Below are 23,066 nucleotides of genomic sequence, written 5' to 3' on the forward strand. Positions count from 1 at the left end.
GCGAGCAAGTCCTGTGTGGTCAAAATCCCGTCTCCTCCTGCGCCCCGACCGTTACGGTCAGAACTGGTCTTCCGTCAACGCGAGCACGCTCTCGTTACCCTTCGCACCGACGATCGACGCTTCGAGCCCGCCTGCCTGCACGAGGACGTGTTCCGCAAAGCATTGTGCGATCGCGATCTTCGCATCGAAGAACGCCGTGTCGCTCGCGCGATTCGCGTGCGCCGCCAGCAGCGCGCGCGCCATCTGCCATCCGCACAGCACCACGCCCGCCAGCTTCAGGTACGGCACGCTGCCCGCGAACACCGCGTTCGGGTCCTGCTTCACGTTCGCGACCACGTAGTCGACCACCGTCGACAACGCGCGCGCACCCTTCTCAAGCTGCGCCTTCATCGACGCGGCCGCCGCGCCGTCGACCTTGCCGAGCGCCGCGACGGTGTCGCCGATCTCCGCGATCAGCGCCTTCGCCACCGCACCGCCGTCGCGCATCGTCTTGCGGCCGACCAGGTCGTTCGCCTGGATCGCGGTCGTGCCTTCGTAGATCGCGAGAATCCGCGCATCGCGGTAGTACTGCGCGGCGCCGGTTTCCTCGATGAAGCCCATCCCGCCGTGCACCTGCACGCCGAGGCTCGCCACGTCGTTCACCATCTCCGTGCTCCAGCCCTTCACGACCGGCACCAGATATTCGTAGATTGCCTGATGACGCGTGCGCGTCGCCTCGTCCGAATGGCGGTGGGCAATGTCGCTGTGCGCCGCTGCGACATACGCGAGCGCCCGTGCGCCCTCGGTCAGCGCACGCATCGTGCCGAGCATGCGGCGCACGTCCGGGTGATGAATGATCGTCACCGACTGCCTGGCCGACCCGTCGACCGGGCGGCTCTGCACGCGCTCCTTCGCGAATGCCGCGGCCTTCTGGTATGCGCGGTCGGCCACGCCGATCCCCTGCATCCCGACGCCGAAGCGCGCGGCATTCATCATGATGAACATATATTCGAGGCCGCGATTCTCCTCGCCGACCAGATAGCCGATCGCGCCGCCGTGGTCGCCGTATTGCAACACCGCGGTCGGGCTCGCCTTGATCCCGAGCTTGTGCTCGATCGACACGCAGTGCACGTCGTTGCGTGCGCCGAGCGAGCCGTCTTCGTTGACCAGGAACTTCGGCACGATGAACAGCGAAATGCCCTTCACGCCTTCCGGCGCGTTCGGCGTGCGCGCCAACACCAGGTGGACGATGTTGTCCGCCATGTCGTGCTCGCCCCACGTGATGAAGATCTTCGTGCCGAATACCTTGTACGTGCCGTCACCTTGCGGCTCGGCGCGCGAGCGCACCAGCGCCAGGTCGGAGCCGGCCTGCGGTTCGGTCAGGTTCATCGTGCCGGTCCATTCGCCCGAGATCAGCTTCGGTACATAACGCTGCTTCTGTTCGTCGGTGCCGGCCGTCAGCAGCGCCTCGATCGCGCCGTCGGTGAGCAGCGGGCACAGCGCGAACGACAGGTTCGACGCGTTCAGCATCTCGATGCACGGCGTCGCGATCAGCTTCGGCAGCCCCTGGCCGTCGTATTCGGCCGGATGCTGCAAACCTTGCCAGCCGCCTTCGACGAACTGGCGGAACGCGGCGCCGAAGCCGGGCGTTGCCGTCACGACGCCGTCCTTCCAGCTGCTCGGGTTGCGGTCGCCCTCGACGTTCAGCGGCGCCAGCACTTCACCGCAGAATTTCGCGGATTCGTCGAGCACGGCCTGCGCGGTGTCGTAGCCGGCTTCCTCGAAGCCGGGCAACTGCGCGACGGTGTCGATGCCCGCGAGTTCCTTCAGCACGAACAGCATGTCCTTGACAGGGGCGTTATAGCTCATGGTCGATGTTCCAAATCAGGCGGTGAATGAGGCGCGCGGCCCGGGCGGCTGCGGCAAAACCGGCCAGCGCCAGGCGACGTCGTGACCCATCGTAATGCCGCGCCGGCGCTTTTCCATTGTCATATCCGGCCCACATGGTGACAAAACCGGCCACGTGATGCGCGGAGCGATGGCGGAAACGGGCGTCCGGGCGGCGGGTTCGGATGCCGATTTCGGCACAAGCGACGCGCAATCGGCATGCCGGCCGGACGGGTTGGCCGGCGAAGCCGAAGACCGGGCGTTGATGATGGAAAGTCGCCGAAGCTGCCTCGGGGCGGACGGAAGTCGCGGCGCGCGTATGGCGGCCGGTGCCAAATCGTCTGTCCTTTTTCGCTGTCCGGGCCGGCACGTTTCTGCGTAGACTTTCTCATCAGGCCAAGCGAGCACGGGAGCAGAGACCAGGATGAGTGAACGCCCGAAAGACATCGCGGATTTCGTCCGGGTCGCCGGCGATCTGTTCGAGTCGGACAAGCTTCCACCCGCCGCGCGCGCATTCGCGCCGCAAGTATTCGCACGGCTGCAGACCCCGTCGGACAACGGAACGCGGCTCGCGGTGCGATACCCCGCATGCGAATGGCTCGACCCGGCGCTCGAGTCGGTCGCGCGCGTCGGCCCGACGTTCGCCACCGTCGCACGGTTGATCAAGTCGCTCGAACCCGTGGTCGGCTGGTCGCGTCGCACGTCGGGCAAGGACGGCAGCCCGAACTACATCGACAGACACGTGAACGGGATGATCTGCGGGCCCGGCGGCGCGGAAAGCCGCGACGACATCCAGCTCGGCTTCTCGTTGATGACGCCCGACGTCAGATATCCGGATCACGGTCACGCACCGGAGGAAGCGTACGTGCTCATGACCGCCGGTGAATTCCGGCAGCAAAACGGCGCATGGTTCGATCCCGGGATCGGCGGCGGCATTCACAACGCGCCTGGCGCATTGCATGCGATGCGCTCCGGAAGCGCGCCGTTCCTCGCGATATGGTGCCTGCTGAATTGATCCGACGATCGACGCGTGGTGCCGACGGGTTCGCCTGCCACAAGCAGCCCGCCACTGACCTGCCGGTCGGTCGGCATCGCCAATGGGGAGCCGGCCATGGGAGCCCGCGCAGGAAGCCGGTTATGGGAAGCCCATGCAGTCCCGCCGCGCGGCACCGCCGCACCGTGGCAGCAGTGGCCCGATTGCATCGTCAACATCCATTCGGCCGACGCGATATCGCCCGCGCGTGGATAAAACGCAACAGAACATCGGAAGACGCGTTCGACGCATTTGTGCCCTCGATAGCCCCGTCGTTATGCGGCATACTTTATCCGCATTCGGCGAACGGTCGTTCTATTCTTGACGCAGACCCTCGCACACGCCACTAAACACGCACATGATTCTGGTACCTTGACGCACCGGCCCGCGCGCTTCGCGATGGCCATCACCGATCTATCACCCATCTTTCAACACTATGACATTACAGATTGGGATTCCTCTGGAGACAGCCACTCAGGAACGGCGCGTTGCGACCGTCCCCGAAGTGGTCGAGAAACTGATCAAGCTGGGTTTTACGGTGGCCGTCCAAAGCGGCGCCGGGGCCGGCGCGAACTTTGACGACGACGCGTACCGCGCGGCCGGTGCGAGCATCGCCGCCAGCGCCGCCGAGCTCTGGTCCGGCAGCGACATCGTGTTCAAGGTCCGCCCGCCGAGCGCCGACGAAGTCGCGCTGATGCGCGAGGGCGGCACGCTGATCGGCTTCGTGTGGCCCGCGCAGAACCCCGAGCTGATGCAGCAACTGGCCGCGAAGCGCGCCACGGTGCTGGCGATCGATTCGCTGCCGCGCACGCTGTCGCGCGCGCAGAAGATGGACGCGCTCACGTCGATGGCCGGCATCAGCGGCTATCGCGCGGTGATCGAGGCCGCGCATGCGTTCGGCCGCTTCCTGAACGGCCAGGTCACGGCAGCCGGCAAGATCCCGCCGGCCAAGGTGTTCATCGCCGGCGCCGGCGTGGCCGGTCTGGCCGCGATCGGCACGGCCGCGAGTCTCGGCGCGATCGTGCGCGCGAACGACACGCGCGCCGAGGTGGCCGACCAGGTCAAGTCGCTGGGCGGCGAGTTCGTCAAGGTCGACTACGAAGAGGAAGGCTCGGGCGGCGGCGGCTACGCGAAGGTGATGAGCGAAGGCTTCCAGCAGGCGCAGCGCGCGATGTACGCGCAGCAGGCCAAGGACGCCGACATCATCATCACCACCGCGCTGATCCCCGGCAAGCCGGCGCCGAAGCTCATCACCGCCGAGATGGTGCAGTCGATGAAGCCCGGCAGCGTGATCGTCGACATGGCCGCGGAACAGGGCGGCAACTGCGAGCTCACGGTGCCCGGCGAGGCGATCGTGCGCCACGGCGTGACGATCGTCGGCTATACCGATCTCGCGTCGCGCCTGTCGCGGCAGTCGTCCACGTTGTATGCAACGAACCTGCTGCGCGTGATCGAGGAGCTGTGCAAGGCCAAGGACGGCACGATCAATGTCGATTTCGAAGACGATGCGATCCGCGGTCTCACCGTGATCAAGGAAGGCAACGTCACCTGGCCGCCACCGCCGCTCAAGCAGGCGGCCGTCCCGCCCAAGCCGCCGGCAGCCGCACCCGCGGCGGCCGCGCCGGCGAAGTCGAAAGGCCACGGCCACAGCGGCGAGCCGATGTCGGCCAAGGCGCTCGCGATCGTGTTCGCGATCGGTGCGCTGGCGTTCCTGCTGGTCGGCCAGTTCGCACCGTCCAGCTTCCTGTCGCACTTCACGGTGTTCGTGCTCGCATGCTTCGTCGGGTACATGGTGATCTGGAACGTCACGCCGTCGCTGCACACGCCGCTGATGAGCGTGACCAACGCCATCTCGTCGATCATCGCGATCGGCGCGCTCGTGCAGGTCGCGCCGCCGCTGGGTGAGCTGGCCAATGCCGGCGACCGCCCGTCCGGGCTGATCCTGGGCCTGGCAGTGGGCGCGCTCACGCTCACGGCCGTCAACATGTTCGGCGGCTTCGCGGTCACGCGCCGCATGCTGGCGATGTTCCGCAAATAAGGGGACGACAACAATGACTTCCAACCTGACTACCGTCTCCTATATCGGCGCCGCGATCCTGTTCATCCTCAGCCTCGGCGGGCTGGCCAATCCCGAAACCGCTCGCCGCGGCAACCTGCTCGGCATGATCGGCATGCTGATCGCCGTGCTGGCCACCGTCGCCGGTCCGCGCGTGTCGGCCGCGGGCATTCCGTACGTGATCGCCGCGCTCGTCGTCGGCGGCGCCGTCGGCCTGTACGCCGCGAAGAAGGTGCAGATGACGCAGATGCCGGAACTGGTCGCGCTGATGCACAGCCTGGTCGGCCTTGCGGCCTGCCTCGTCGGTTTCGCGAGCTACATCGACACGTCGGTGCAGTTCATCGGCGCGGAGAAGGCCATTCATGAGGTCGAGATTTATGTCGGCATCCTGATCGGTGCGGTGACCTTCGCGGGCTCGATCATCGCGTTCGGCAAGCTGTCGGGCAAGATCGGCGGCAAGCCGCTGCTGCTGCCGGCACGGCACTGGCTGAACCTGGCCGCGCTGCTGATCGTGATCTACTACGGTCGCGCGTTCCTGCATGCGGAAAGCATCCAGGACGGCATGCTGCCGCTCGTCGTGATGACGGTGATCTCGCTGCTGTTCGGCGTGCACATGGTGATGGCGATCGGCGGTGCGGACATGCCGGTCGTGGTGTCGATGCTCAACAGCTACTCGGGGTGGGCGGCGGCGGCCACGGGCTTCATGCTCGGCAACGACCTGCTGATCGTGATCGGCGCGCTGGTGGGCTCGTCCGGTGCGATCCTGTCGTACATCATGTGCCGCGCGATGAACCGCAACTTCATCAGCGTGATCGCGGGCGGCTTCGGCAGCGGCGCGGGCACACCGGCGTCGGCCGGCGGCGGCGCGGCACAGCCGGCCGGCGAAGCGGTCGCGGTGAGCGCGGCGGAGACGGCCGAGCTGCTGCGCGAGGCGAAACGCGTGATCATCGTACCCGGCTATGGGATGGCCGTCGCACAGGCCCAGCACACGGTGTTCGAACTGACGAAGCTGCTGCGCGAAAAGGGGGTCGACGTGCGTTTCGCGATCCACCCGGTCGCGGGCCGCATGCCGGGGCACATGAACGTGCTGCTGGCCGAAGCGAAGGTGCCGTACGACATCGTGCTGGAAATGGACGAGATCAACGGCGACTTCCCCGAGGCCGACGTGTCGATGGTGATCGGCGCGAACGACATCGTGAACCCGGCGGCGCAGGACGATCCGTCGAGCCCGATCGCCGGCATGCCGGTGCTGGAAGTGTGGAAGGCGAAGACGTCGATCGTGATGAAGCGCAGCATGGCTTCGGGCTATGCGGGCGTCGACAATCCGCTGTTCTACAAGGACAACAACCGCATGTTGTTCGGCGATGCGAAGTCGATGCTCAGTGAAATCTTCGGTGCACTGAAAGCCTGACCAAGGTCGCGGGCGCGGAGCGGGCAGCACGCCGCTCCGGCGCCGCGTGGCCTCGACCTGTCCCTGCGGATGTCGTGACCGAACGCATCGACCCTGCCCGACATCCCTCCCGCCTCCGTTGGCGCCGCCTCCCCCGTCCGTAGTCCGCCGTACCGCGCGCGTCGACGGCGCACGCCTGGCGCACATTGCGTAGCGATCGGCGCGCATTGCGAGTTACCCGGCGACGAAAAAGCGGCATCATGTTCACCGTCTTCCGTCACGGAACCCATGATGGTGAATATCGATACCGACCTGCCGGTGATGGTGACCGGCGCGACCGGCTACGTCGCGGGATGGCTCGTGCAACGATTGCTCGAAGCCGGCCTGACGGTGCATGCGGCCGTCCGCAATCCCGACGCCCCGGGCAAGCTCGCGCATCTGCAGCGGATCGCGGCCGGCAAGCCCGGCACGATCCGCTATTTCCGCGCCGACCTGCTCGAACCGGGTTCGTATGCGGAAGCAATGGCCGGGTGCGGGATCGTGTTCCATACCGCATCGCCGTTTACCGTCACCGTTCGTGATCCCCAGAAAGAGCTGGTCGATCCGGCGCTGCTCGGCACGCGCAACGTGCTCGAGACGGTGAACCGCACGCCGTCGGTCCGACGCGTCGTGCTGACCAGCAGCTGCGCCGCGATCTATGGCGACAACGCCGATCTCGACGCGACGCCGAACGGCGTGTTCACGGAGGCGATCTGGAATACCAGTTCATCGCTCGCGCACCAGCCGTACTCGTATTCCAAGACGGTGGCCGAACGCGAGGCGTGGCAGATCGCCCGCGCGCAGCAGCGCTGGGATCTCGTGACCATCAATCCGTCGCTCGTCATCGGGCCGGGCATCAATCCGTACGCGACCTCGGAAAGCTTCGGGATCGTCCGGCAGATGGGCAATGGCACGATGAAAATGGGCGTGCCGGATCTCGGCATGGGCGCGGTCGACGTGCGCGACGTGGCGGACGCGCACGTGCGGGCCGCGTTCCTGCCCGAGGCCAACGGCCGCTACATCGTGTCGGGTCACAACACCAGCCTGCCGGCAATGGCCGCGACTCTGCTCGAACGGTATGGTGCCGACTACCCGATTCCGCGGCGCATTCTGCCGAAGTGGCTCGTCTGGCTGGTCGGCCCGCTGGCGAACAAGAGCGTGACGCGCCGCGTCGTCGCCCGCAACGTCGGACTGCCGTGGCGCGCCGACAATAGCCGCAGCCGCAACGAACTCGGGATCCGCTACCGCCCGCTTGCGGAGTCGATGAACGAGTTCTTTCAGCAGCTGGTCGAAACCGGACAACTGAAGCGATGAACCGCTGCGTGATTTCACCGGGCTTGCAGGTCGTGCTGACGGACCTCGGCGTGCGCGTCGACGAGTGGCTGCTGCGCGCGCGGTTGACACCCCGGTAAGGCGACGCGCCATCCGTGAACGTGTCGCTGCACGACGTGCGCCGCCCGTTCGTGACGGCGAACGACGCGGTGTGGCAAATCTTCGAGCCCGACCTGCCCTGCAGCCAGATCGCGTTCCTGCTCGACCATCAGGATCCGAATTCGTCCTTCCGCGCATTCGCGGGCCGTGCACTGACGGTCGTGTCGACCCGACGACGACGTACACCCGACACGAAGCGCAGGGCGGCGTGACGACGGGAAGCCATCCATGGGAGCGCCCGAAGGATGCCGGTTATGGGAGCAGGTCCGAATGCACCGCGCGACGCGCTACGCGCGCCGCCGGTAAGTGCCGGGCGTGCTGCCCGTCCAGTGGCGGAACGCGCGATGGAATGCGCTCGGGTCGTCGAAGCCGATATCGGCGCCGATCGCCGCGATCGTGTCGAGCGTGTCGGTCAGCCGCTGGATCGCGATGTCGCGCCGCAGTTCATCCTTGAGCGCCTGGAACGTCGTGCCTTCCGAGGCCAGATGGCGGCTCAGCGTGCGCACCGAACAATGCAGATGCTCGGCCGCCTGGTCGATCACGGGCAGGTCGGGCAGCGCCGCGGACAGGTACTGCCGCACGCGATGGCAGACGAGCTGTTCGCTGAACGATTCGAAGATCCAGTCGCCGGGCGCGCGCGCGAGGAACTTGCGCAGGTTGCGTTTGCTCTGCCGGATCGGCGCGTCGAGGTAGTCGGCGCTGAAGCGCATCAACGTGCGTTCGCAGTCGAACTGCACGGAGCCGGTGAAGAAGTACAGATGCTCGACCGCATGGCGCGGACGCGGGCACGCAAACTCGATCTGCAGCAACGGGATCTTCTGCCCGATCAGCCAGGAACACACGCCGTGCACGAGCTTGAGCATCAATTCCTGGCCGAGCGCGCCGATCGGACCGACGGCCGGGTTCGGCCGCAGCAGCACCTGTGCGACCAGACCGTCGCGCTTCGATTCGACGAAGAAGTCGTCGAGCAGGATATGGAAGAACTGGCCGAAACGATGCAGTGCCGTTTGGAGGTTGCGCGCATCGAGCAGGCTCAGGCACAGGTACTTCAGCGTGCCGCCACGCAGCGGGCGCGAGAAGATGCCGGGCATTTCGTCGTCGAGGTCGATCGCGAGCGTGCGGTACAGCGTCGAGAACTGCTCTTCCGTCACGCGCGCATGCGGCTCGCCGAGCAGCTCGAGCGAAATGCCGGCCCCGCGCAGGTAGCGCTCGACCACGTCGCGCTGCGCGCCCGCGCTTGCCAGGAACCCGTTGACGAGCGAGATCGGCACCGTCGCGCTCGGCGACGGCAGCGCACGCCCGGGCTGGGCGGAAGGTGAGTCTGAACCGGTCATCGCGTCCCCGTCGGTCGAACCGCTCGCATTGTACTTGAGCGGCCCCGACCGGGCCTTCGGGGCTTTCGGCGCACCGGCCCGCGCGCCGTCGGGCGCGCGGCGCTTCGGCGCCATCAGTCGGCGCGGCTGAGTTCCCGACGCAAGATCTTGCCGACCGTCGACTTCGGCAGCCGGTCGACCAGGCGGATCAGCTTCGGCACCTTGTAGGCCGCGAGGTTCGCGCGGCAGTGCGCGACGATTTCCGCTTCGGTCACGGCCGCGTCGGGCGCGAGCACCACGAACAGCTTGACGGCCTCGCCCGTCCGCTCGTCCGGCACACCGATGCACGCGCATTCGGCCACGCCCGCCAGCGAGGTGGCAGCGGCTTCCACCTCGTTCGGATACACGTTGAAGCCGGACACGATGATCATGTCCTTCTTGCGATCGACGATCTTCAGGAAGCCGGCCGCGTCGAACACGCCGATGTCGCCGGTGCGGAAGTAGCCGTCCGCGGTGAACGCGGCCGCATTCGCATCCGGCTTGTGCCAGTAGCCGCCCATCACCTGCGGCCCCTGCACGCAGATCTCGCCCGCTTCGCCGATTCCGACCTCGCGATCCTGGTCGTCCAGCAGCTTCACGTCGGTCGACGGCAGCGGCAGGCCCGTCGTGCCGGTGAACGCGTCGACCGACTGCGGGTTGAACGTGACCACCGGAGACGTTTCCGACAGCCCGTACCCTTCGCGGATGAAGTTGCCCGTCACCGCCTTCCAGCGCGCGGAGATCACGTCGATCACCGCCGCGCCGCCGCCCGCCGACAGCTTCAGCCGCGACCAGTCGACTTCCTTCAGCCGCGGATGGCCCGTGAGCCCCGCATACAGCGTATTGACGCCGACGAACACGGACGGCCGCGCCGCCTTCAGCACGTCGATGAAGCCATCCATGTCGCGCGGGTTCGCGACGAGCCAGTTTTCCGCGCCGATCGCGAAGTAGGACAGGAAGTTCACCGTCAGCGCGAAGATGTGATACAGCGGGATCGCCGTGACGACGACCTCCTCGCCCGGCTGACGCGCGGCCGGCACGATTGCCGCGAACTGCTCGATGTTCGCGACCAGGTTGCGGTGCGACAGCGCGGCGCCCTTCGACAGCCCGGTCGTGCCGCCCGTGTATTGCAGCAGCAGCAGGTCGGCGCCGCCGAGCGCGGCCGACTCGAAGGCGAGCGATTCGCCGGCGGCGATCGCGTCCGCGAGCGGGATCGAGCCGGGCGGCAACGCGTCGCACGCGCCGGCCGGCGCATCGACGACGCCGAGATCGCCGCGTCCCACGCTCAGCACGGTTCGCATGCGCGTCTTGCCGACTACCTCGGCGAACGTGCCCATCGATCCACCGCACACCACCGCGACTTCGACACCCGCGTCGTTGAGCTGATGCTCGAGCTCGTGTGCGGTGTAGAACGGGTTCACGTTGACCTGGATCGCGCCGATCCGCGCGACCGCGGCGAACACCACCGGAAACGCGAGCACGTTGGGCAGCATCACGGCCACGCGGTCGCCCTTGCGCACACCGACGACCTGCTGCAGGTAGGCGGCGAGTGCGGCCGACAGGCGGTCGACGTCGGCGTAGGTCAGCGTGTGGCCGAATGCGCGAAACGCGGGGCGATCGGCAAAACGGCGCATCGCTTCGTCCAGCAACGCGGTTACGGAAGGATGGCGATCGGCATCGATCTCGGCGGGGATCGAGCCGTACGACCCGATCCAGTGTCTCTTCGTCATGTCCTGCTCCTCGGGGGACGGCGCCGGGCAGCGCCGTTCGCACGGCGGCCCGCGCACCGGATGCGCATGGGCCGTCGCCTGACCGGCGACTATCGCCCGCCAAAGGGGCTTTGAAAATGATCCGGGCGGTCGAAAAGATGATCGAAACGGACACGCGAGCGCGCGGCGCGCCGCCAGCCGCGGCTTGCGCTCGCGCGTCGGTTTGCCGTCGTCGGGCCGTGCCAGCCCGTGCGCATCAGGGTGAACCCTATGGCGCGCCCGCGCGTTCCGGCGCAAAATCGCGAACCCGGAACGATATCGAATCGGACGCAGAACCAGTCATGCCGCGCAGTGCGCCCTTGACCCCGACGGCCGACGGCGCCGCCCCGCTGCCGGACGCCCCGCTCGCTCACGCGTTGCGCGAGAAGCGCTTCTCGCCGGCCAAGCTGGCCGTGCTCGTCGGCGTCGCCCAGGAACTCGGCCTCGACCCGGCCGCCGTGCTCGACGGCACCGGCCTGTCGCCGGACGCCGTCACCGACCCGTTCACGCTCACGTCGCAACTGCAGTTCCTGACCGCCGCGCGCAACGCGATCGGCCGCTATGACGGCACCGATCTCGGCGTGCGCGTCGGCCACCGGCTGCATGCGTCGAGCTACGGAATGTACGGCTACGCGATGCTGTGTTCGGAATCGCTCGCGCACGCGTTCGATTCGGCAGTCAAATATCACCAGCTCGCGAACGGGATGCTCGCGATCCGGTGGGTCGAACAGGGCGACACCGCGTCGTGGCTGTTTCCGGATCCGCACGAAGCCGCGCTGCCCGAGCCGGACCTGGCGCTCTACCGCTTCCTGATCGACATGCAATTCGCGCTGCACGTGACGATCATCAAGGACGTGATGGGCGCGTGGTGCGTGCCGGCCCGCGCGCAGTTCGCGCAACCGCGGCCGCCGCATGCGGCGCTGCTGTCCGATGCGCTCGAATGCCCGATCGCGTTCGATCAGCCGCACCATGTGTTGAGCTACCCGGCCGCGTGGCTCACGCGCGCGCCGCAGCTCGCGAACCCGATCACCGCCGCGCAGGTGTCGTCGCACTGCGCGCGCCTGCTCGACGAATTGCGCAGCCAGGCCGGTGTCACGCGACGCGTCTACCAGGAACTCACGCGCACGCCCGGACAATTCCCGGACATCGACGCGATCGCCGACATCCTGTGCATGACGTCGCGCACGCTGCGCCGCAAGCTCGACGCCGAAGGCACGTCGTACAGCGAGTTGCTCACGAGCGTGCGCAAGGCGCTCGCGATCGACTACCTGAGCACCACCACGCTCAGCACCGAGGACATCGCGCTGACGCTCGGCTTCAGCGACGCAGTGGGATTCCGCCACGCGTTCAAGCGCTGGACCGGCACGACGCCGAGCGAAGTGCGGCGCAAGCGCGGCGGGTAGGCGCTATGCACAAGGGAGCGCGTAGCGCCGCTCCAGCCCGACCTCGCCGTGCATACGCGCGTGCCGCGTCCACATCGATGAGCGGGACATCGACGTCCTTCATATAGGTCCGTCCGTTGCGCGCGGCTTCGTCCGACGCCTGCCACTGCGCGGTGTTGGCTCCGTCGTCAGGCGTTCCTCGAGCACGATCTTGCCGTTCATCGCGACACCCCGATGCTGAGCGTGATGTGCTTGTATTCGATGAAATCGTCGATGGCCGCGGCACCGTTGAGACGTCCGAGACCGGACTGGCGGTAGCCGCCTTCCTCGAATTCGTCGTAGACCTTCGCCCAGTCGTTGATCCAGACCGTACCGGCCTGCAGCGCGCGCGCAACGCGCATCGAACGCTGTCCGTCGCGCGTCCACACCGCGGCGGCGAGGCCGTATTCGCTGTCGTTGGCCAGTGCGATCGCTTCGTCTTCCGTATCGAATACTTGCAACGTCATGACCGGACCGAACGTCTCCTGCTGCACGATGTCGAGTTTCGGGTCGTCGACTTCGAGCAGCGTCGGGCGATAGAACGCGCCTCGCGCGAGTTCGCCGTCGGTCGCGGGGCCGCCCCGCAGCAGCACTTTCGCGCCCGCCGCGATCGCCTGCTCAACGGCACGATCGACGCGCGCGACATTGGCCTGATCGATCAAGGGCCCCATGTCGCTGCGCGGGTCCGCGGCAGGCCCCACGCGCACCGCCTCCAGACGCGCGATCAGACGCGTGCGCACCGCGTCCGCGACGTTGCGCTGGACGAGCAGGCGCGAACCAGTCATGCAGAACTGCCCGGCGAACACGGTCAGCGATTTTTCGAAGACGGGCAACGCGGCGTCCAGATCGACATCGTCGAACACGACGTGCGGTGTCTTGCCGCCGAGTTCGAGGCCGAAGCGCTTCACGCGCGCCGCACCGGCAGCCAGGATCGCCCGGCCGGTCGCCGTCGAACCCGTGAAGCTGATGACGGGCACGTCCGGAGACGCGACCAGATATTTCGCGCCGTCCGCACCGGATTCGCTGAACACGTTGACGACCCCGCGCGGCAGCGACGGCGCTTCGGACATCACGCTGGCGACGAGCGCGTTGGTTTGCGCGGTCTGCCCCGGCATCTTGACGACGGCGGTCGCGCCGGCCGCGAGCGCGGGCGCGAGCGAGCGCACCATCAGCACGACCGGCGAGTTCCACGGCACGATGATGCCGGCCACACCCATGGGCTCGCGCAACACGAGCGACACGACGTCCGGGCGCGGCGTGCCGCCGTGCGCACGCTCGGCGCGTGCGAGCGCCGCGTAGTAGCGCAGCTTCGACGGCACCATCTCAACTTCGAAGCGTGCTTCGGGCTTGATCTTGCCGTTTTCGAGCGACAACTGGTCGATCAGCGCATCGGTGTGCCGTTCGAACGCGAGCGCAATTTCCTCGAGCACTTTCGCGCGCAGCGCCGCATCGTGTTTCCAGGACGTGCGATCGAACGCACGCGACGCAGCGGCGACGGCCGCGCGCGCTTCGGCTTCGCCGCCGTCGGCGTATCGGCCGATCACGGTACCGGTTGCCGGATCGAACGAATCGCGATGCACGGGCGAATCGCTCCATTCGCCGTCGATCCAGTGCAATGCATGAGAAGTGATGGTCATCGAGTGCTCCGGCTCGGGTTCAGGCGTATCGATGCGCGATGTGCTCGGCAGTCGCGATCGTGGTGATATTGGTGGCGACGGAAATCGCATCCGGGAAAATCGACGCGTCGACAACACGCAGATTGCGCACGCCGTGCACGCGGCCGTCGAGGTCGACGACTGCGTGCGGATCGCCCGCGGCGCCCATCGGCGCGGTCGACGTCGGGTGGTGGTAGGTGTCGACGGTCGACTTGACGGACGCGAGGATCTGCTCGTCCGTCGCCGCGCCGGGGCCGGGATTCAGCTCGGCATGAACGAGGTCCGACAGCGGCGCGGTACGGCCGATGCGTCGCGCGAGCCGGACGCCGTCGAGCAGGCGCGTTCGATCCTGCTGTTCGGCGAGGAAATTCAGGTCGATGACCGGCGCGTCGTCGGGCTTGCGGCTCGCGAGCTTCAGGCTGCCGACCGACAACGGTCGCGTCAACGCAACCGCGAGCACGAACCCGACCTTGGTCGGACTCTGATCGTGCGGAAACAGGTGGGTCGCCGTGACGTGCAGGTCGAGGTCGCCGTTTTGCGCGGACGCACTGTGCGTCCAAAGAAATGCGCCGATCACGGGCGATTGGTCGCCGATCCTGTCGGGCCGCGCCGCATACGCGTTGTAGTAGAACGGGTGATCCTTCAGGCGCTGCCCGACCGGCAGGTTCGCGATCTCGGGGATCGACAGCGCGCGCAGATCCGCCCCCGGCCCGACGCCGGATCGCAGCAGAACCGCGGCACTGCCATAGCTGCCAGCGCTCAGGATCACTTCGTTCGCGTGGATTTCCTCGCCGCTCGCTAGCTTGACGCCGATCGCCCGGTCACGGTCGAAGATCACGCGATCGACCAGCGCGCCGCCGCGAATCTGCAGGTTCTTGCGCGCGCGTACGTCGTTGGTCAGATACGCGATGCCCGTGTTGACGCGCACGCCGTTGACGATATTCATCGAATACGGGCCGACACCGTTCGCGTCCGGGCCGTCGAAATCGTCGATGACGCGATAGCCGTTCGCGACCGTCGCGTCGACGAACGCGCGCTGCATCGGCGTGATGTCCTCGCGGGTCAGTTGACGCACGGGCAGCGGGCCGGCGTGACCATGCAGCGCCGCGCTGCCGCTGTCGCGGCTTTCGAGCCGCCGGAACGACGGCAACATGTCCGCATACGACCAGCCGGGCAGATTCCAGTTCTTCAGGTCCTGCTCACGCGCGCGGAGCGCCACCGCGCCGTTGATCGCGGAGCTGCCGCCCAGCACCTTGCCGCGCAGCGCCCGGATCGGGTGATCGATGTAGCCGGCCTGCGTGCGGTAGCCCCATTCGTGGCCGGCATCGCCGCCGACGATGTCGCTGCTCGCGATCACGTGCGGGTAGTCCCATGCGGCGTAGTTGTGGCCGGCCTCGAGCAGCAGCACGTTGCGGCTCGCCTTTTCGCTCAGGCGCGCGGCCATCACGGCGCCCGCGGAGCCGCCGCCGACGATCAATACGTCGATCGCGCGCTTGCCGTTTCCGGCACGCCGTCGCGGCGACGCGTCGGTCGGCGTGTCGGCGGCGGGCGCCGCGATCGCTTCGCCGCCCAGCAGCGAGCCGACGGCGAGCGCCGCCGAGTGAGCAAGGGTCTGCGCGAGCATCGTGCGGCGCGCGGGGTATTGCGGGGTATCGTCGTTCATGATCGCAGGTCACGTGGAGGAAAATCGCGATCAGATTACGAACGGCGGCGGCGCCCGCATAGCCGGCGGCAAGCGAACCCGGCGTTCGGCTTTTCCGAACGAAGGCACGGCGGCGATCTTGATTCGCGGCGCAAGCGCGCGCGAATCGTCATTGCGCGCGGCCGCTACGCGCGCTGGGCGCGAGGCAGGATGCCGTGCTCGATCAGCGCGGCATCCCAGCTCGCCGGCTGCCCGATTTCGTCGGCCAGGAACTGGATCAGCGCCTGGATCTTCGGCGGTGTGCGGATCGTCTTTCTGTAGAGCGCGGAAATCTGCCCGCCCGGCGGCGTGTAGTCGGACAGCACCGGGACGAGTTCGCCGGCGACGAGCGCATCCGCGGCGAGGAAGGTCGGGAGGATCGCAAGCCCGAGGCCGGCCAGCGCGCCCGCGAGCAATTGATGTCCCGAATCGGTCCGCATCCGGATGCGGATCCGGAACGACTGGCGCGCGCCGTCGAGCGGCAGGCTCCACATGCCATTGGGCTCGCGGTTCAGATAAATCAGCCCGTCGTGCTCCAGCAGGTCGCCGGGGTGTGCCGGCACGCCGCGCCGCGCGAGATAGGCGGGGCTGGCGCAGATCAGGTGATGATTCGCGGTGAGCGTGCGCGCGACGAGGTTCGAATCGGCCAGCTTGCCGATGCGTATCGCAACGTCGAAATGACCGTCAAGCAGATTGGACAGCCGGTCCTCCGCCTCGATGTCGACGCAGAGCGCCGGGTATTTCGCCGCGAGCCGCGCGAGCAGCGGCGCAAGCCGGTGTGTGACGAACGCGGCCGGCACCGCCAGCCTCAACGTGCCGTGCAGGCTCGCGCCAGCTTCCTGGACTTCCTCCTCGATCCGTTCGAGATCCTTGAGAAGTTGCCTGGATTGCTCGAAGAAGCCGTGGCCGGGCTCGGTCAGTTGAAGCTGGCGCCCGCGTTTCAGCAATGCGCAGCCGAGCCGCTTCTCGAGCTGCTGGATGCGCTGGCTGACGATGGACTTGGACGTGCCGAGGCGCCGGGCAGCCTCGGAGAAGCTGCCCGCTTCGATCACGGCTACGAAGGTGCTCATGTCGGAGAATTTGTTCATGTCCCGGGGCAGGCGTACCGGATCGGCGGCCGACCGGCTCGGCCCTCGCGCATCGCGCGGCGCCGAATCGTGCCGGTCATCGCGCCGACGGGCTGATCATGTGCCACGCACTCCGGTCGCGCCGGCGGCGGTGCGCTCCTGAAGAAACCGAACGCCTTCGTCCAGCGCACGCTCGCCCAGCGCATGGTTCGCCTTGTCCTTGAAGAACTGGACGAAGCCGTGCGCCTGCCCTTCGTAGACGGTGACGGACGCGTTCGTACCGGCTTCGTTCAGGCGGTTTGCATAAGCGACGTTTTCGTCGCGCAGCGGGTCGAGCTGGCCAACCTGAATCAGCGCGGGCGGCAGGTCCGCATGATTGCCCTCGAGCGGCGACAGCAGCGGCGCATACGGATTCGTTCCCGGCAGCACGTAGCTGGCGAGCACGTTGCGCATCACTTCCCGGGTCGGGAAGTACGAGGCACCCAGTTCGGCCCACGACGGCGTGTCCGTCCTCAGGCTCACCGACGGATACATCAGCCATTGCGCAATGAGCGCGGGGCCGTTGCGATCGCGCGCGAGCATCGCGGTGGCCGCCGACAGGGTCGCGCCGGCGCTGTCGCCGCAAACGACGATCCGCGCCGGATCGCCGCCGAATGCCGCGGCGTGGGCGGCTGCCCATTGCAGCACCGCGTAGACGTCCTCGAGCCCGGCGGGGAACGGGAATTCGGGCGCCAGCCGATAGTCGACGGACACGACGATCGCCTGCGCGCGACCGGCGATCGCACGCACGAGCACGTCGTGCGTGTCGAGGTCGCCGGACACGAAGCCGCCGCCGTGCGCGAACAGAACGATCGGGAGCGCGTCCTCGCCGCGCGCGCCGGCCGGCTTGTAGACGCGTACCGGAATGCTCCGGGCGGGGTGCTCGGTCGGCACGTCGATCGAGCGTACCTCGCTCACCGCGTCCGGAACGCCGGCCGACGGAATCATCGCGCGATAGGACGTGCGCATCTCGTTCGCGAACGCGGCCATCGCTTCGCTGACCGGACGGGCCGCGAGGGCACCCGGCTCGACGACATGATGCTTCGGAACCAGACCGAAACCCGGCCGGCCCAACAGCTTCCCTGAAAACATGTGTTCACTCCTGGCCAGAGGCCTGTTCCTGCACTTCGTTTCACTACTGACGGGATCGCGTTCGCCCGGGTGCATTCGTCACGCGAACGACAGAACGTCCGACACCGGCTTGCGCGGCTTCTGCGGCCAGTTGCCCGACGCCGCATAGCCGACCGTGACCAGCATGACGGGGACATCGCTCTGGGCGAGACCGAACGCGGTCGCGACGCCTTGCGGATCGAAGCCGATCATCGGACCGGACGCGAGCCCCAGGCCCTCGGCGGCCAGCATCAGCGTCATCGCCGCCAGCGACCCCGAGCGAATCGCTTCGTCGCGCTGGAACGCGTAGTTGTCGCGATACATGTTTTGTGCGGCACCGATCCAGCCCTTGTACAGCCCTTCGTCGATGATTCCCGCGTCCAGCGTCGGCCGGAGCGCATCGGCGAGCGTCAGATGCGGATCGAGCGTGCCGCACACGATGAACGTCACGGCGGCATCCGCGACCTTCTGCTGCCCGAACGCGAGCGGCAGCAGGCGCGCCTTCGCGTCGTCGCTGCGCACGGCGACGAACTTCCAGTTCTGCAGATTGAATGCGGACGGCGCACGCGTGGCGAGCTCGATCAGATTGCCGATCTGTTCGTCCGACAACTTGCGGCTGGTGTCATACCGGTTCGCCGAGATGCGCGACTTGATCACTTCAGACATGTTCGACACTTGCACACTCCTTTCTTCTTTCGGGGGGATGACAACGGGATGGATGTCATCGCGGACGACAGCACGATCGTCGGATCGCGCCCGTCTTGCGTCCAGGCTGAAACGGCCGGCGCCGACGCTCGCCAGCAGCAGGAAGCCGCCGGCCATCGACACGTTCTTGAGGAACATGACCATCTGCGTCTGGTCCGCGAACTGGGTGTGAAACAACGCGCCGGTAACGACGCAGAAGCCGGCAAGCAGCGCCGCCACGATGCGCACGCGGTAGCCGACGACGATCAGCACGCCGGTGCCGATCTCGAAGAGCACCGTCGGCACGAACAGCATGCCCGGCACGTGATTGGCCTCCATGTAGCCGCGGATCGCGTCGGGCGCGGCGAGCTTCGACAGACCCGACAGCAGGAAAATCAGCGCGAGGAGAATGCGCGCGGCCAGCATCGCGGCCGGCTGGAACCGTGCGATGCCTGCCGCGGACAGCGGATGATCGGACAGGGCGTTCTGTTTCATATTGGAATCCTATGTTTTTGGTTCAGATTGGGGACGGCCACGAGGTCGATGCACGACAACCGTCAAACGGTCACGACGATCTAGCCCTGCACGCAATTGCTTTCCGTCAGGCCGTGAGCGCGACGGATTTCGTCGAAACCGAACGTATGCGCGCGCAACGACGGCATGTGTCCTTCGGCCGACGCGCGAGCGATCTCCGGCAGCGGGACGTCCGCCGCCGGCATCGCCGTCGCGCCGAACACGCCGGGCGGGCGCACGCAAATCCGAACGTCGCCGCCGTCCGGTTTCCGCGGCGGAATGTCCTGCAACTGCAGTGCGTCGGGGCCGCCGAAGCGTTCGATCACATTGGCTTTCATGCACTCTCCAGACAGGCGACCGCTTCGCGCGCCCTGTGAACCATCGATCCGGCCACATTCTGGGTTATCGATATCCGCATTGGAACTGGGTAAAATGAGAGCGATACTTTCATTTTTGGTAGGCTGAATTGGATCTCAACGATGTGCGGATATTTGTCAGCGTCGTGCAGACCGGCAGCCTTTCCGGCGCCGCGACGCGACTGGCGATACCGTTGCCGACGGTCAGTCGCCGCATTCGCGCGCTCGAACAGCAGCTCCGGGTCCAGTTGCTGGAGCGCACCGCGCGCGGCACCAAGCTGACCGAAGCCGGAACCCGGCTTTACGAACATGCGAGCCGAGGCGTAGAGATGCTCGCCGAAGGCGAACAGGCCGTGGTCAGCGACCAGGCCAGGCTGAAGGGACGGCTGCGCATTTCGCTGCCGCCCGGGTTCGACGTGTGGTGGACACTGTTATCCGCTTTCAGGAAGCGCTTTCCGGATATCCAGCTGCACGCCTACGCCACCGAACGGCGCGTGGATCTGATAGAAGACGGCATCGATGTCGCGCTGCGCGTCGGCGCGATCACGCATGAAGCCATGGTCGCGCGCCAGTTACTCACCTATCGCCATGTCCTGGTGGCCAGTCCGAACCTGCTCGATACGTTGGGGATGCCGCAAACACCTGACGACCTGCACCGGTTCCCGTGCGCGGTATGGAGTCCGGTTGCCGATGCCGGCCGCGGCTGGCGCCTGGGCGAACAGACCTTCGAACCCAACGCGGTCCTGACAACCAACGACTACGCGTTCTTGCGCAGCCGCGCCATAGCGGGTGAGGTCCTCACCGAACTTCCACCGTTCCTGGCCGCGGAGCCCGTTCGGCAGGGCCGGCTCGCTGTCGTGCTTGCCGCCTGCCCGCTACCCGAACAACAGGTGAACCTGCTGTATCCTTCGCATCGGCATCCGTCGGCCATCGTTCGCGCCTATCTCGAATTCTGCCAGTCGCAAGTCGCGTGGTTCAAACGCGTTTGTACGATCGGTCAGAGCGGCCCGGGCATCGATACTTAACGCCTCCGCTCATGCCGCACGCGGCGCCAACCGCCGAGGACGACCGATGGGCCGGCGTCGACCGTCCGCCATTGCACGCAGCCGATCGGCGGAAATCGCGACGAAGGCGCCGGTCGGTCTCAGCGCGCTTCGCCCGCCGCCGGCTGCGCGATCGCCAGCGCGAACTCGAACACCGCGCCGCGCCCGTCCCGGTCGACCAGCCGGATCCCGCTGCCGTTGAGCGCCAGCATCCGGTGCACGATCAGCAGCCCGAGCCCGCCGCGCGTCGCCGCACCGCCGCTCATCGGCCGCTGCGCCCGCTGGAACAGCCCTTCGCGCCGCGCCGGCGGAATCCCTTCGCCGGTATCCGACACGGTCACCACCACGCGGTCGTCCTGAGGCGTCAGCGCCACTTCGACTTCGCCATGCTGCGGCGTGTGCCGCAATGCGTTGTCGAGCAGGTTGGTCAACACGCGCTCGATCATCCCGAGATCGGCCGACACGACCGGCACTCGCGGCGGGATGCGTGCATGCAGCGTGACGCCGCGCGACTGCGCGGCGAGTTCGAACTTCTCGAATACATCCTGCACGAGATCGACGAGCGAGAACGGCTCGCGCTCGGCCTGCACGCCGCCCGATTCGAGCCGCGCGAGTTCGAACAGCGCCTGCGCGAGCCGGCCGACCTTCGTGCTCTGCGCGAGCGCGATCGACAGGTAGCGGCGGCGCTCGGACTCCGCGAGCGCGTCGGACTTCAGCGACAGCGTTTCCAGATACCCGTGCAGCGACGTCAGCGGCGTGCGCAGGTCGTGCGAAATGTTCGTGATCAGTTCGCGCCGCTGCTGGTCCTGACGCGTCAGCGCGCGCCACTGGTCGCCGATCCGGTCGGCCATCTGCGCGAATGCGGATTCGAGCACCGCGATGTCGTCGCCGCGCCGCCCGGGCGGCGAGCGCGGCACCGGCGGCTGCATGTCGGGCGCGGCGTTCGCGTCGAAGCGGCGCATCGCATCGGTCAGCCGGCGCAGCGGGCGCGTGATGAAACTGAACGCCGTCAGGCCGGCGAGCAGGCCGAGCAGCGCGACGACCGCCATCGACCACAGCGTCGTGCGCAGCACGTTGCCGGCGTCGACGCGCGCGGCGAGCCGGTCGTGCGCTTCGCCGAGCAGCACGACGTAGATGTAGCCGGACGGCGGCTGTCCCGCACGCTGCAGCGGCGCGGCGCTGAACACCTTGCGCGCGTCGGGGCTGCGCGGATCGTCGCCGAGGATCGGCAGCGGCTCGCCCGCGATGAAGCGCCGCACTGGCGCGAGATCGACGCGGTCGCGCTTCACGTGGCCCGGCGGCGCGTCGTCGCCCTTGATGCGCCCCGCGTTGTCGAGCAGGTACACCTCGACACTCGGATTCACGCCCATCAGTTGGCCGAACAACGTGCGCACGGCGTCCGGACGCAGCCCGTTCGCGTCCATCAGCGGGGTGCTGCTCGCGATATGCGCGGCGAGATCCCGTGACAGGCCCTGCACGACTTCCTTCTCGCGCATGTCGTTCGCGCGGATCTGCAGCCATGCCGACGCCCCCGAGCACGCGAGCAGCAGGATCGAGAACACGAGCGACAGACGCTGGGTGAGGGTCAGCTTCATCACGTGTCCCGCTGGTCCGGCGCGGCGAGCTTGTAGCCGCGTCCCCACACCGTGAGGATGCGCACGGGTTCGGCCGGATCGGCCTCGATCTTCGCGCGCAACCGGTTGATGTGGGTGTTCACCGTGTGCTCGTAGCCTTCGTGCTGGTAGCCCCACACGGCATTGAGCAGGTCCATCCGCGAGAACACCTTGCCCGGATGCCGCGCGAAGAAATACAGCAGGTCGAACTCGCGCGGCGTGAGGTCGATGCGCGCACCGTCGACGGCAGCTTCGCGCGCGATCGGGTCGATCGACAGCCCGGCCACGTCGAGCGTGCCCGCGTCGATCCGCGAATCGCGCGCGAGCGCGTCGACGCGCCGCAACAACGCCTTGACCCGCGCGACGAGTTCGAGCACCGAGAACGGCTTCGCGAGGTAGTCGTCGGCGCCGAGCTCGAGGCCGAGAATCCGGTGCACCTCGCTCGAGCGGGCGCTCGTGATGATGATCGGCGTGTAGCGCGCCATCGCGCGCGCGCGCCGGCAGATTTCCAGACCGTCGACGCCGGGCAGCATCAGGTCGAGGATCAGCGCATCCCAGTTGCCCTGTTCGAGCAGGCGCAGCCCTTCCGTGCCGTCCGCGCTGTGGACCACTTCGTAGCGCTCGTCGCGCAGGTGGAGGCTCAGCACGTCGGCGATGTCGGCATCGTCCTCGACGATCAGGATGCGTTTGGGGTGGTCCATGGCGGTCGGCGGCGGCACGTCGGTATGGGTCTCGGGTTGGTTTCGGAGGTTCGTTCCGGTCGCGCCCGGGCAGGAGGGCCGGTCCGGAGGCGAATCGCGGCAGCAACGCCGCGCTGCCGCCATTGTGCAAAATTTTGCGGCGGGGAGGGGTCACAATTCGTTTAAGTTTGGGTAGCGAGCGAGCGCACGGGCAATACCGGCACGACGTTTCATTCCGGCCCCCGAAAAATTCAGACGGCGATCGCCCGGGCTCGAGTACCGCTTCGAT

General features: G+C 67.3%; 18 protein-coding genes and 1 pseudogene. 7 read left to right on the forward strand and 12 right to left on the reverse strand.

The genetic code is table 11. From position 1 onward, the window contains the following. Window positions 1-57 precede the first annotated feature (57 nt). Window positions 58-1,848 carry an acyl-CoA dehydrogenase gene (locus ACV22W_RS28995; RefSeq protein WP_448022874.1) on the reverse strand — a complete coding sequence of 597 codons (1,791 nt, stop codon included), beginning with the start codon at window positions 1,846-1,848 and terminating at the stop codon, window positions 58-60. Between the two features lie 442 nt (window positions 1,849-2,290). Here ACV22W_RS28995 and ACV22W_RS29000 point away from each other — a divergent pair, with 442 nt between their 5' ends. The 5 genes from ACV22W_RS29000 (at window position 2,291) to ACV22W_RS29020 (ending at window position 8,027) form a co-directional block, all read left to right on the forward strand. Continuing rightward, window positions 2,291-2,881 (forward strand): dimethylsulfonioproprionate lyase family protein, encoded by a 591-nt coding sequence (locus ACV22W_RS29000; protein WP_448022875.1) that lies wholly within the window; start codon window positions 2,291-2,293, stop codon window positions 2,879-2,881. Window positions 2,882-3,335: 454 nt separating this feature from the next. Beyond that, window positions 3,336-4,937 (forward strand): Re/Si-specific NAD(P)(+) transhydrogenase subunit alpha, encoded by a 1,602-nt coding sequence (locus tag ACV22W_RS29005; RefSeq protein WP_448022876.1) that lies wholly within the window; start codon window positions 3,336-3,338, stop codon window positions 4,935-4,937. A 13-nt stretch (window positions 4,938-4,950) separates the two neighbouring features. Beyond that, a complete protein-coding gene (pntB, locus tag ACV22W_RS29010; RefSeq protein ID WP_448022877.1) occupies window positions 4,951-6,366 on the forward strand; it encodes a Re/Si-specific NAD(P)(+) transhydrogenase subunit beta in 1,416 nt (471 codons plus the stop codon). Window positions 6,367-6,636: 270 nt separating this feature from the next. Further along, a complete protein-coding gene (locus ACV22W_RS29015; RefSeq protein WP_448022878.1) occupies window positions 6,637-7,698 on the forward strand; it encodes an NAD-dependent epimerase/dehydratase family protein in 1,062 nt (353 codons plus the stop codon). Window positions 7,699-7,811: 113 nt separating this feature from the next. Further along, window positions 7,812-8,027: a hypothetical protein gene (locus ACV22W_RS29020; RefSeq protein ID WP_448022879.1), complete on the forward strand. Its 216-nt coding sequence runs from the start codon at window positions 7,812-7,814 to the stop codon at window positions 8,025-8,027. A 75-nt stretch (window positions 8,028-8,102) separates the two neighbouring features. On the opposite strand, the gene ACV22W_RS29025 is transcribed toward ACV22W_RS29020, so the two are convergent. Then, the gene (locus ACV22W_RS29025; protein ID WP_448022880.1) at window positions 8,103-9,263 is read right to left on the reverse strand and encodes an AraC family transcriptional regulator; all 1,161 of its coding nucleotides are present in this window, start codon (window positions 9,261-9,263) and stop codon (window positions 8,103-8,105) included. After that, on the reverse strand, window positions 9,263-10,897 hold the full coding sequence (locus tag ACV22W_RS29030; protein ID WP_448022881.1) for an AMP-binding protein: 1,635 nt from the start codon (window positions 10,895-10,897) through the stop codon (window positions 9,263-9,265). Before ACV22W_RS29030 ends, ACV22W_RS29025 begins: the two co-directional genes overlap by 1 nt. A 320-nt stretch (window positions 10,898-11,217) precedes the next feature. Between ACV22W_RS29030 and ACV22W_RS29035 the strand changes: the two genes are divergently transcribed. After that, window positions 11,218-12,318, forward strand: coding sequence for an AraC family transcriptional regulator (locus ACV22W_RS29035; protein ID WP_448022882.1), 1,101 nt, complete (start codon window positions 11,218-11,220; stop codon window positions 12,316-12,318). 197 nt (window positions 12,319-12,515) lie between these two features. On the opposite strand, the gene ACV22W_RS29040 is transcribed toward ACV22W_RS29035, so the two are convergent. From ACV22W_RS29040 to ACV22W_RS29070, 7 genes and pseudogenes are all read right to left on the reverse strand, one after another. Beyond that, window positions 12,516-13,973, reverse strand: coding sequence for an aldehyde dehydrogenase family protein (locus tag ACV22W_RS29040; RefSeq protein ID WP_448022883.1), 1,458 nt, complete (start codon window positions 13,971-13,973; stop codon window positions 12,516-12,518). Between the two features lie 19 nt (window positions 13,974-13,992). Then, entirely contained in the window at window positions 13,993-15,654 is a 1,662-nt protein-coding gene (locus ACV22W_RS29045; protein ID WP_448022884.1) for a GMC family oxidoreductase, read from the reverse strand. Between the two features lie 164 nt (window positions 15,655-15,818). After that, on the reverse strand, window positions 15,819-16,742 hold the full coding sequence (locus ACV22W_RS29050; RefSeq protein ID WP_448022885.1) for a LysR substrate-binding domain-containing protein: 924 nt from the start codon (window positions 16,740-16,742) through the stop codon (window positions 15,819-15,821). 114 nt (window positions 16,743-16,856) lie between these two features. Beyond that, on the reverse strand, window positions 16,857-17,870 hold the full coding sequence (locus tag ACV22W_RS29055; RefSeq protein WP_448022886.1) for an alpha/beta hydrolase: 1,014 nt from the start codon (window positions 17,868-17,870) through the stop codon (window positions 16,857-16,859). A gap of 78 nt (window positions 17,871-17,948) precedes the next feature. Then, window positions 17,949-18,563, reverse strand: a complete 615-nt coding sequence (locus tag ACV22W_RS29060) for a nitroreductase family protein (protein ID WP_448022920.1) — start codon at window positions 18,561-18,563, stop codon at window positions 17,949-17,951. A 210-nt stretch (window positions 18,564-18,773) separates the two neighbouring features. After that, window positions 18,774-19,067, reverse strand: a pseudogene (locus tag ACV22W_RS29065) (DoxX family protein); the annotation flags it as partial. An 80-nt stretch (window positions 19,068-19,147) separates the two neighbouring features. Beyond that, window positions 19,148-19,423: a hypothetical protein gene (locus tag ACV22W_RS29070; protein WP_448022887.1), complete on the reverse strand. Its 276-nt coding sequence runs from the start codon at window positions 19,421-19,423 to the stop codon at window positions 19,148-19,150. A gap of 128 nt (window positions 19,424-19,551) precedes the next feature. Here ACV22W_RS29070 and ACV22W_RS29075 point away from each other — a divergent pair, with 128 nt between their 5' ends. After that, window positions 19,552-20,466 carry a LysR family transcriptional regulator gene (locus tag ACV22W_RS29075; protein WP_448022888.1) on the forward strand — a complete coding sequence of 305 codons (915 nt, stop codon included), beginning with the start codon at window positions 19,552-19,554 and terminating at the stop codon, window positions 20,464-20,466. Between the two features lie 119 nt (window positions 20,467-20,585). On the opposite strand, the gene ACV22W_RS29080 is transcribed toward ACV22W_RS29075, so the two are convergent. Together ACV22W_RS29080 and ACV22W_RS29085 are read right to left on the reverse strand one after the other, a co-directional pair. Next, the gene (locus tag ACV22W_RS29080; protein ID WP_448022889.1) at window positions 20,586-22,079 is read right to left on the reverse strand and encodes a HAMP domain-containing sensor histidine kinase; all 1,494 of its coding nucleotides are present in this window, start codon (window positions 22,077-22,079) and stop codon (window positions 20,586-20,588) included. Then, window positions 22,079-22,798: a response regulator transcription factor gene (locus tag ACV22W_RS29085; RefSeq protein WP_059809061.1), complete on the reverse strand. Its 720-nt coding sequence runs from the start codon at window positions 22,796-22,798 to the stop codon at window positions 22,079-22,081. The genes ACV22W_RS29080 and ACV22W_RS29085 overlap by 1 nt, the downstream gene beginning before the upstream one ends. Window positions 22,799-23,066: the final 268 nt, after the last annotated feature.

This window comes from Burkholderia sp. AW49-1, from assembly GCF_053427845.1.

What these genes read in the sequence shown, in the direction of transcription:
- ACV22W_RS29085 (WP_059809061.1), bottom strand. Translation starts at nt 22,798, where the DNA reads ATGGACCACCCCAAACGCATCCTGATCGTCGAGGACGATGCCGACATC.
- ACV22W_RS29025 (WP_448022880.1), bottom strand. Translation starts at nt 9,263, where the DNA reads ATGGCGCCGAAGCGCCGCGCGCCCGACGGCGCGCGGGCCGGTGCGCCG.
- ACV22W_RS29045 (WP_448022884.1), bottom strand. Translation starts at nt 15,654, where the DNA reads ATGAACGACGATACCCCGCAATACCCCGCGCGCCGCACGATGCTCGCG.
- ACV22W_RS29035 (WP_448022882.1), top strand. Translation starts at nt 11,218, where the DNA reads ATGCCGCGCAGTGCGCCCTTGACCCCGACGGCCGACGGCGCCGCCCCG.
- ACV22W_RS29030 (WP_448022881.1), bottom strand. Translation starts at nt 10,897, where the DNA reads ATGACGAAGAGACACTGGATCGGGTCGTACGGCTCGATCCCCGCCGAG.
- ACV22W_RS29070 (WP_448022887.1), bottom strand. Translation starts at nt 19,423, where the DNA reads ATGAAAGCCAATGTGATCGAACGCTTCGGCGGCCCCGACGCACTGCAG.
- ACV22W_RS29015 (WP_448022878.1), top strand. Translation starts at nt 6,637, where the DNA reads ATGGTGAATATCGATACCGACCTGCCGGTGATGGTGACCGGCGCGACC.
- ACV22W_RS29080 (WP_448022889.1), bottom strand. Translation starts at nt 22,079, where the DNA reads ATGAAGCTGACCCTCACCCAGCGTCTGTCGCTCGTGTTCTCGATCCTG.
- ACV22W_RS28995 (WP_448022874.1), bottom strand. Translation starts at nt 1,848, where the DNA reads ATGAGCTATAACGCCCCTGTCAAGGACATGCTGTTCGTGCTGAAGGAA.
- pntB (WP_448022877.1), top strand. Translation starts at nt 4,951, where the DNA reads ATGACTTCCAACCTGACTACCGTCTCCTATATCGGCGCCGCGATCCTG.
- ACV22W_RS29000 (WP_448022875.1), top strand. Translation starts at nt 2,291, where the DNA reads ATGAGTGAACGCCCGAAAGACATCGCGGATTTCGTCCGGGTCGCCGGC.
- ACV22W_RS29050 (WP_448022885.1), bottom strand. Translation starts at nt 16,742, where the DNA reads ATGAGCACCTTCGTAGCCGTGATCGAAGCGGGCAGCTTCTCCGAGGCT.
- ACV22W_RS29040 (WP_448022883.1), bottom strand. Translation starts at nt 13,973, where the DNA reads ATGACCATCACTTCTCATGCATTGCACTGGATCGACGGCGAATGGAGC.
- ACV22W_RS29055 (WP_448022886.1), bottom strand. Translation starts at nt 17,870, where the DNA reads ATGTTTTCAGGGAAGCTGTTGGGCCGGCCGGGTTTCGGTCTGGTTCCG.
- ACV22W_RS29005 (WP_448022876.1), top strand. Translation starts at nt 3,336, where the DNA reads ATGACATTACAGATTGGGATTCCTCTGGAGACAGCCACTCAGGAACGG.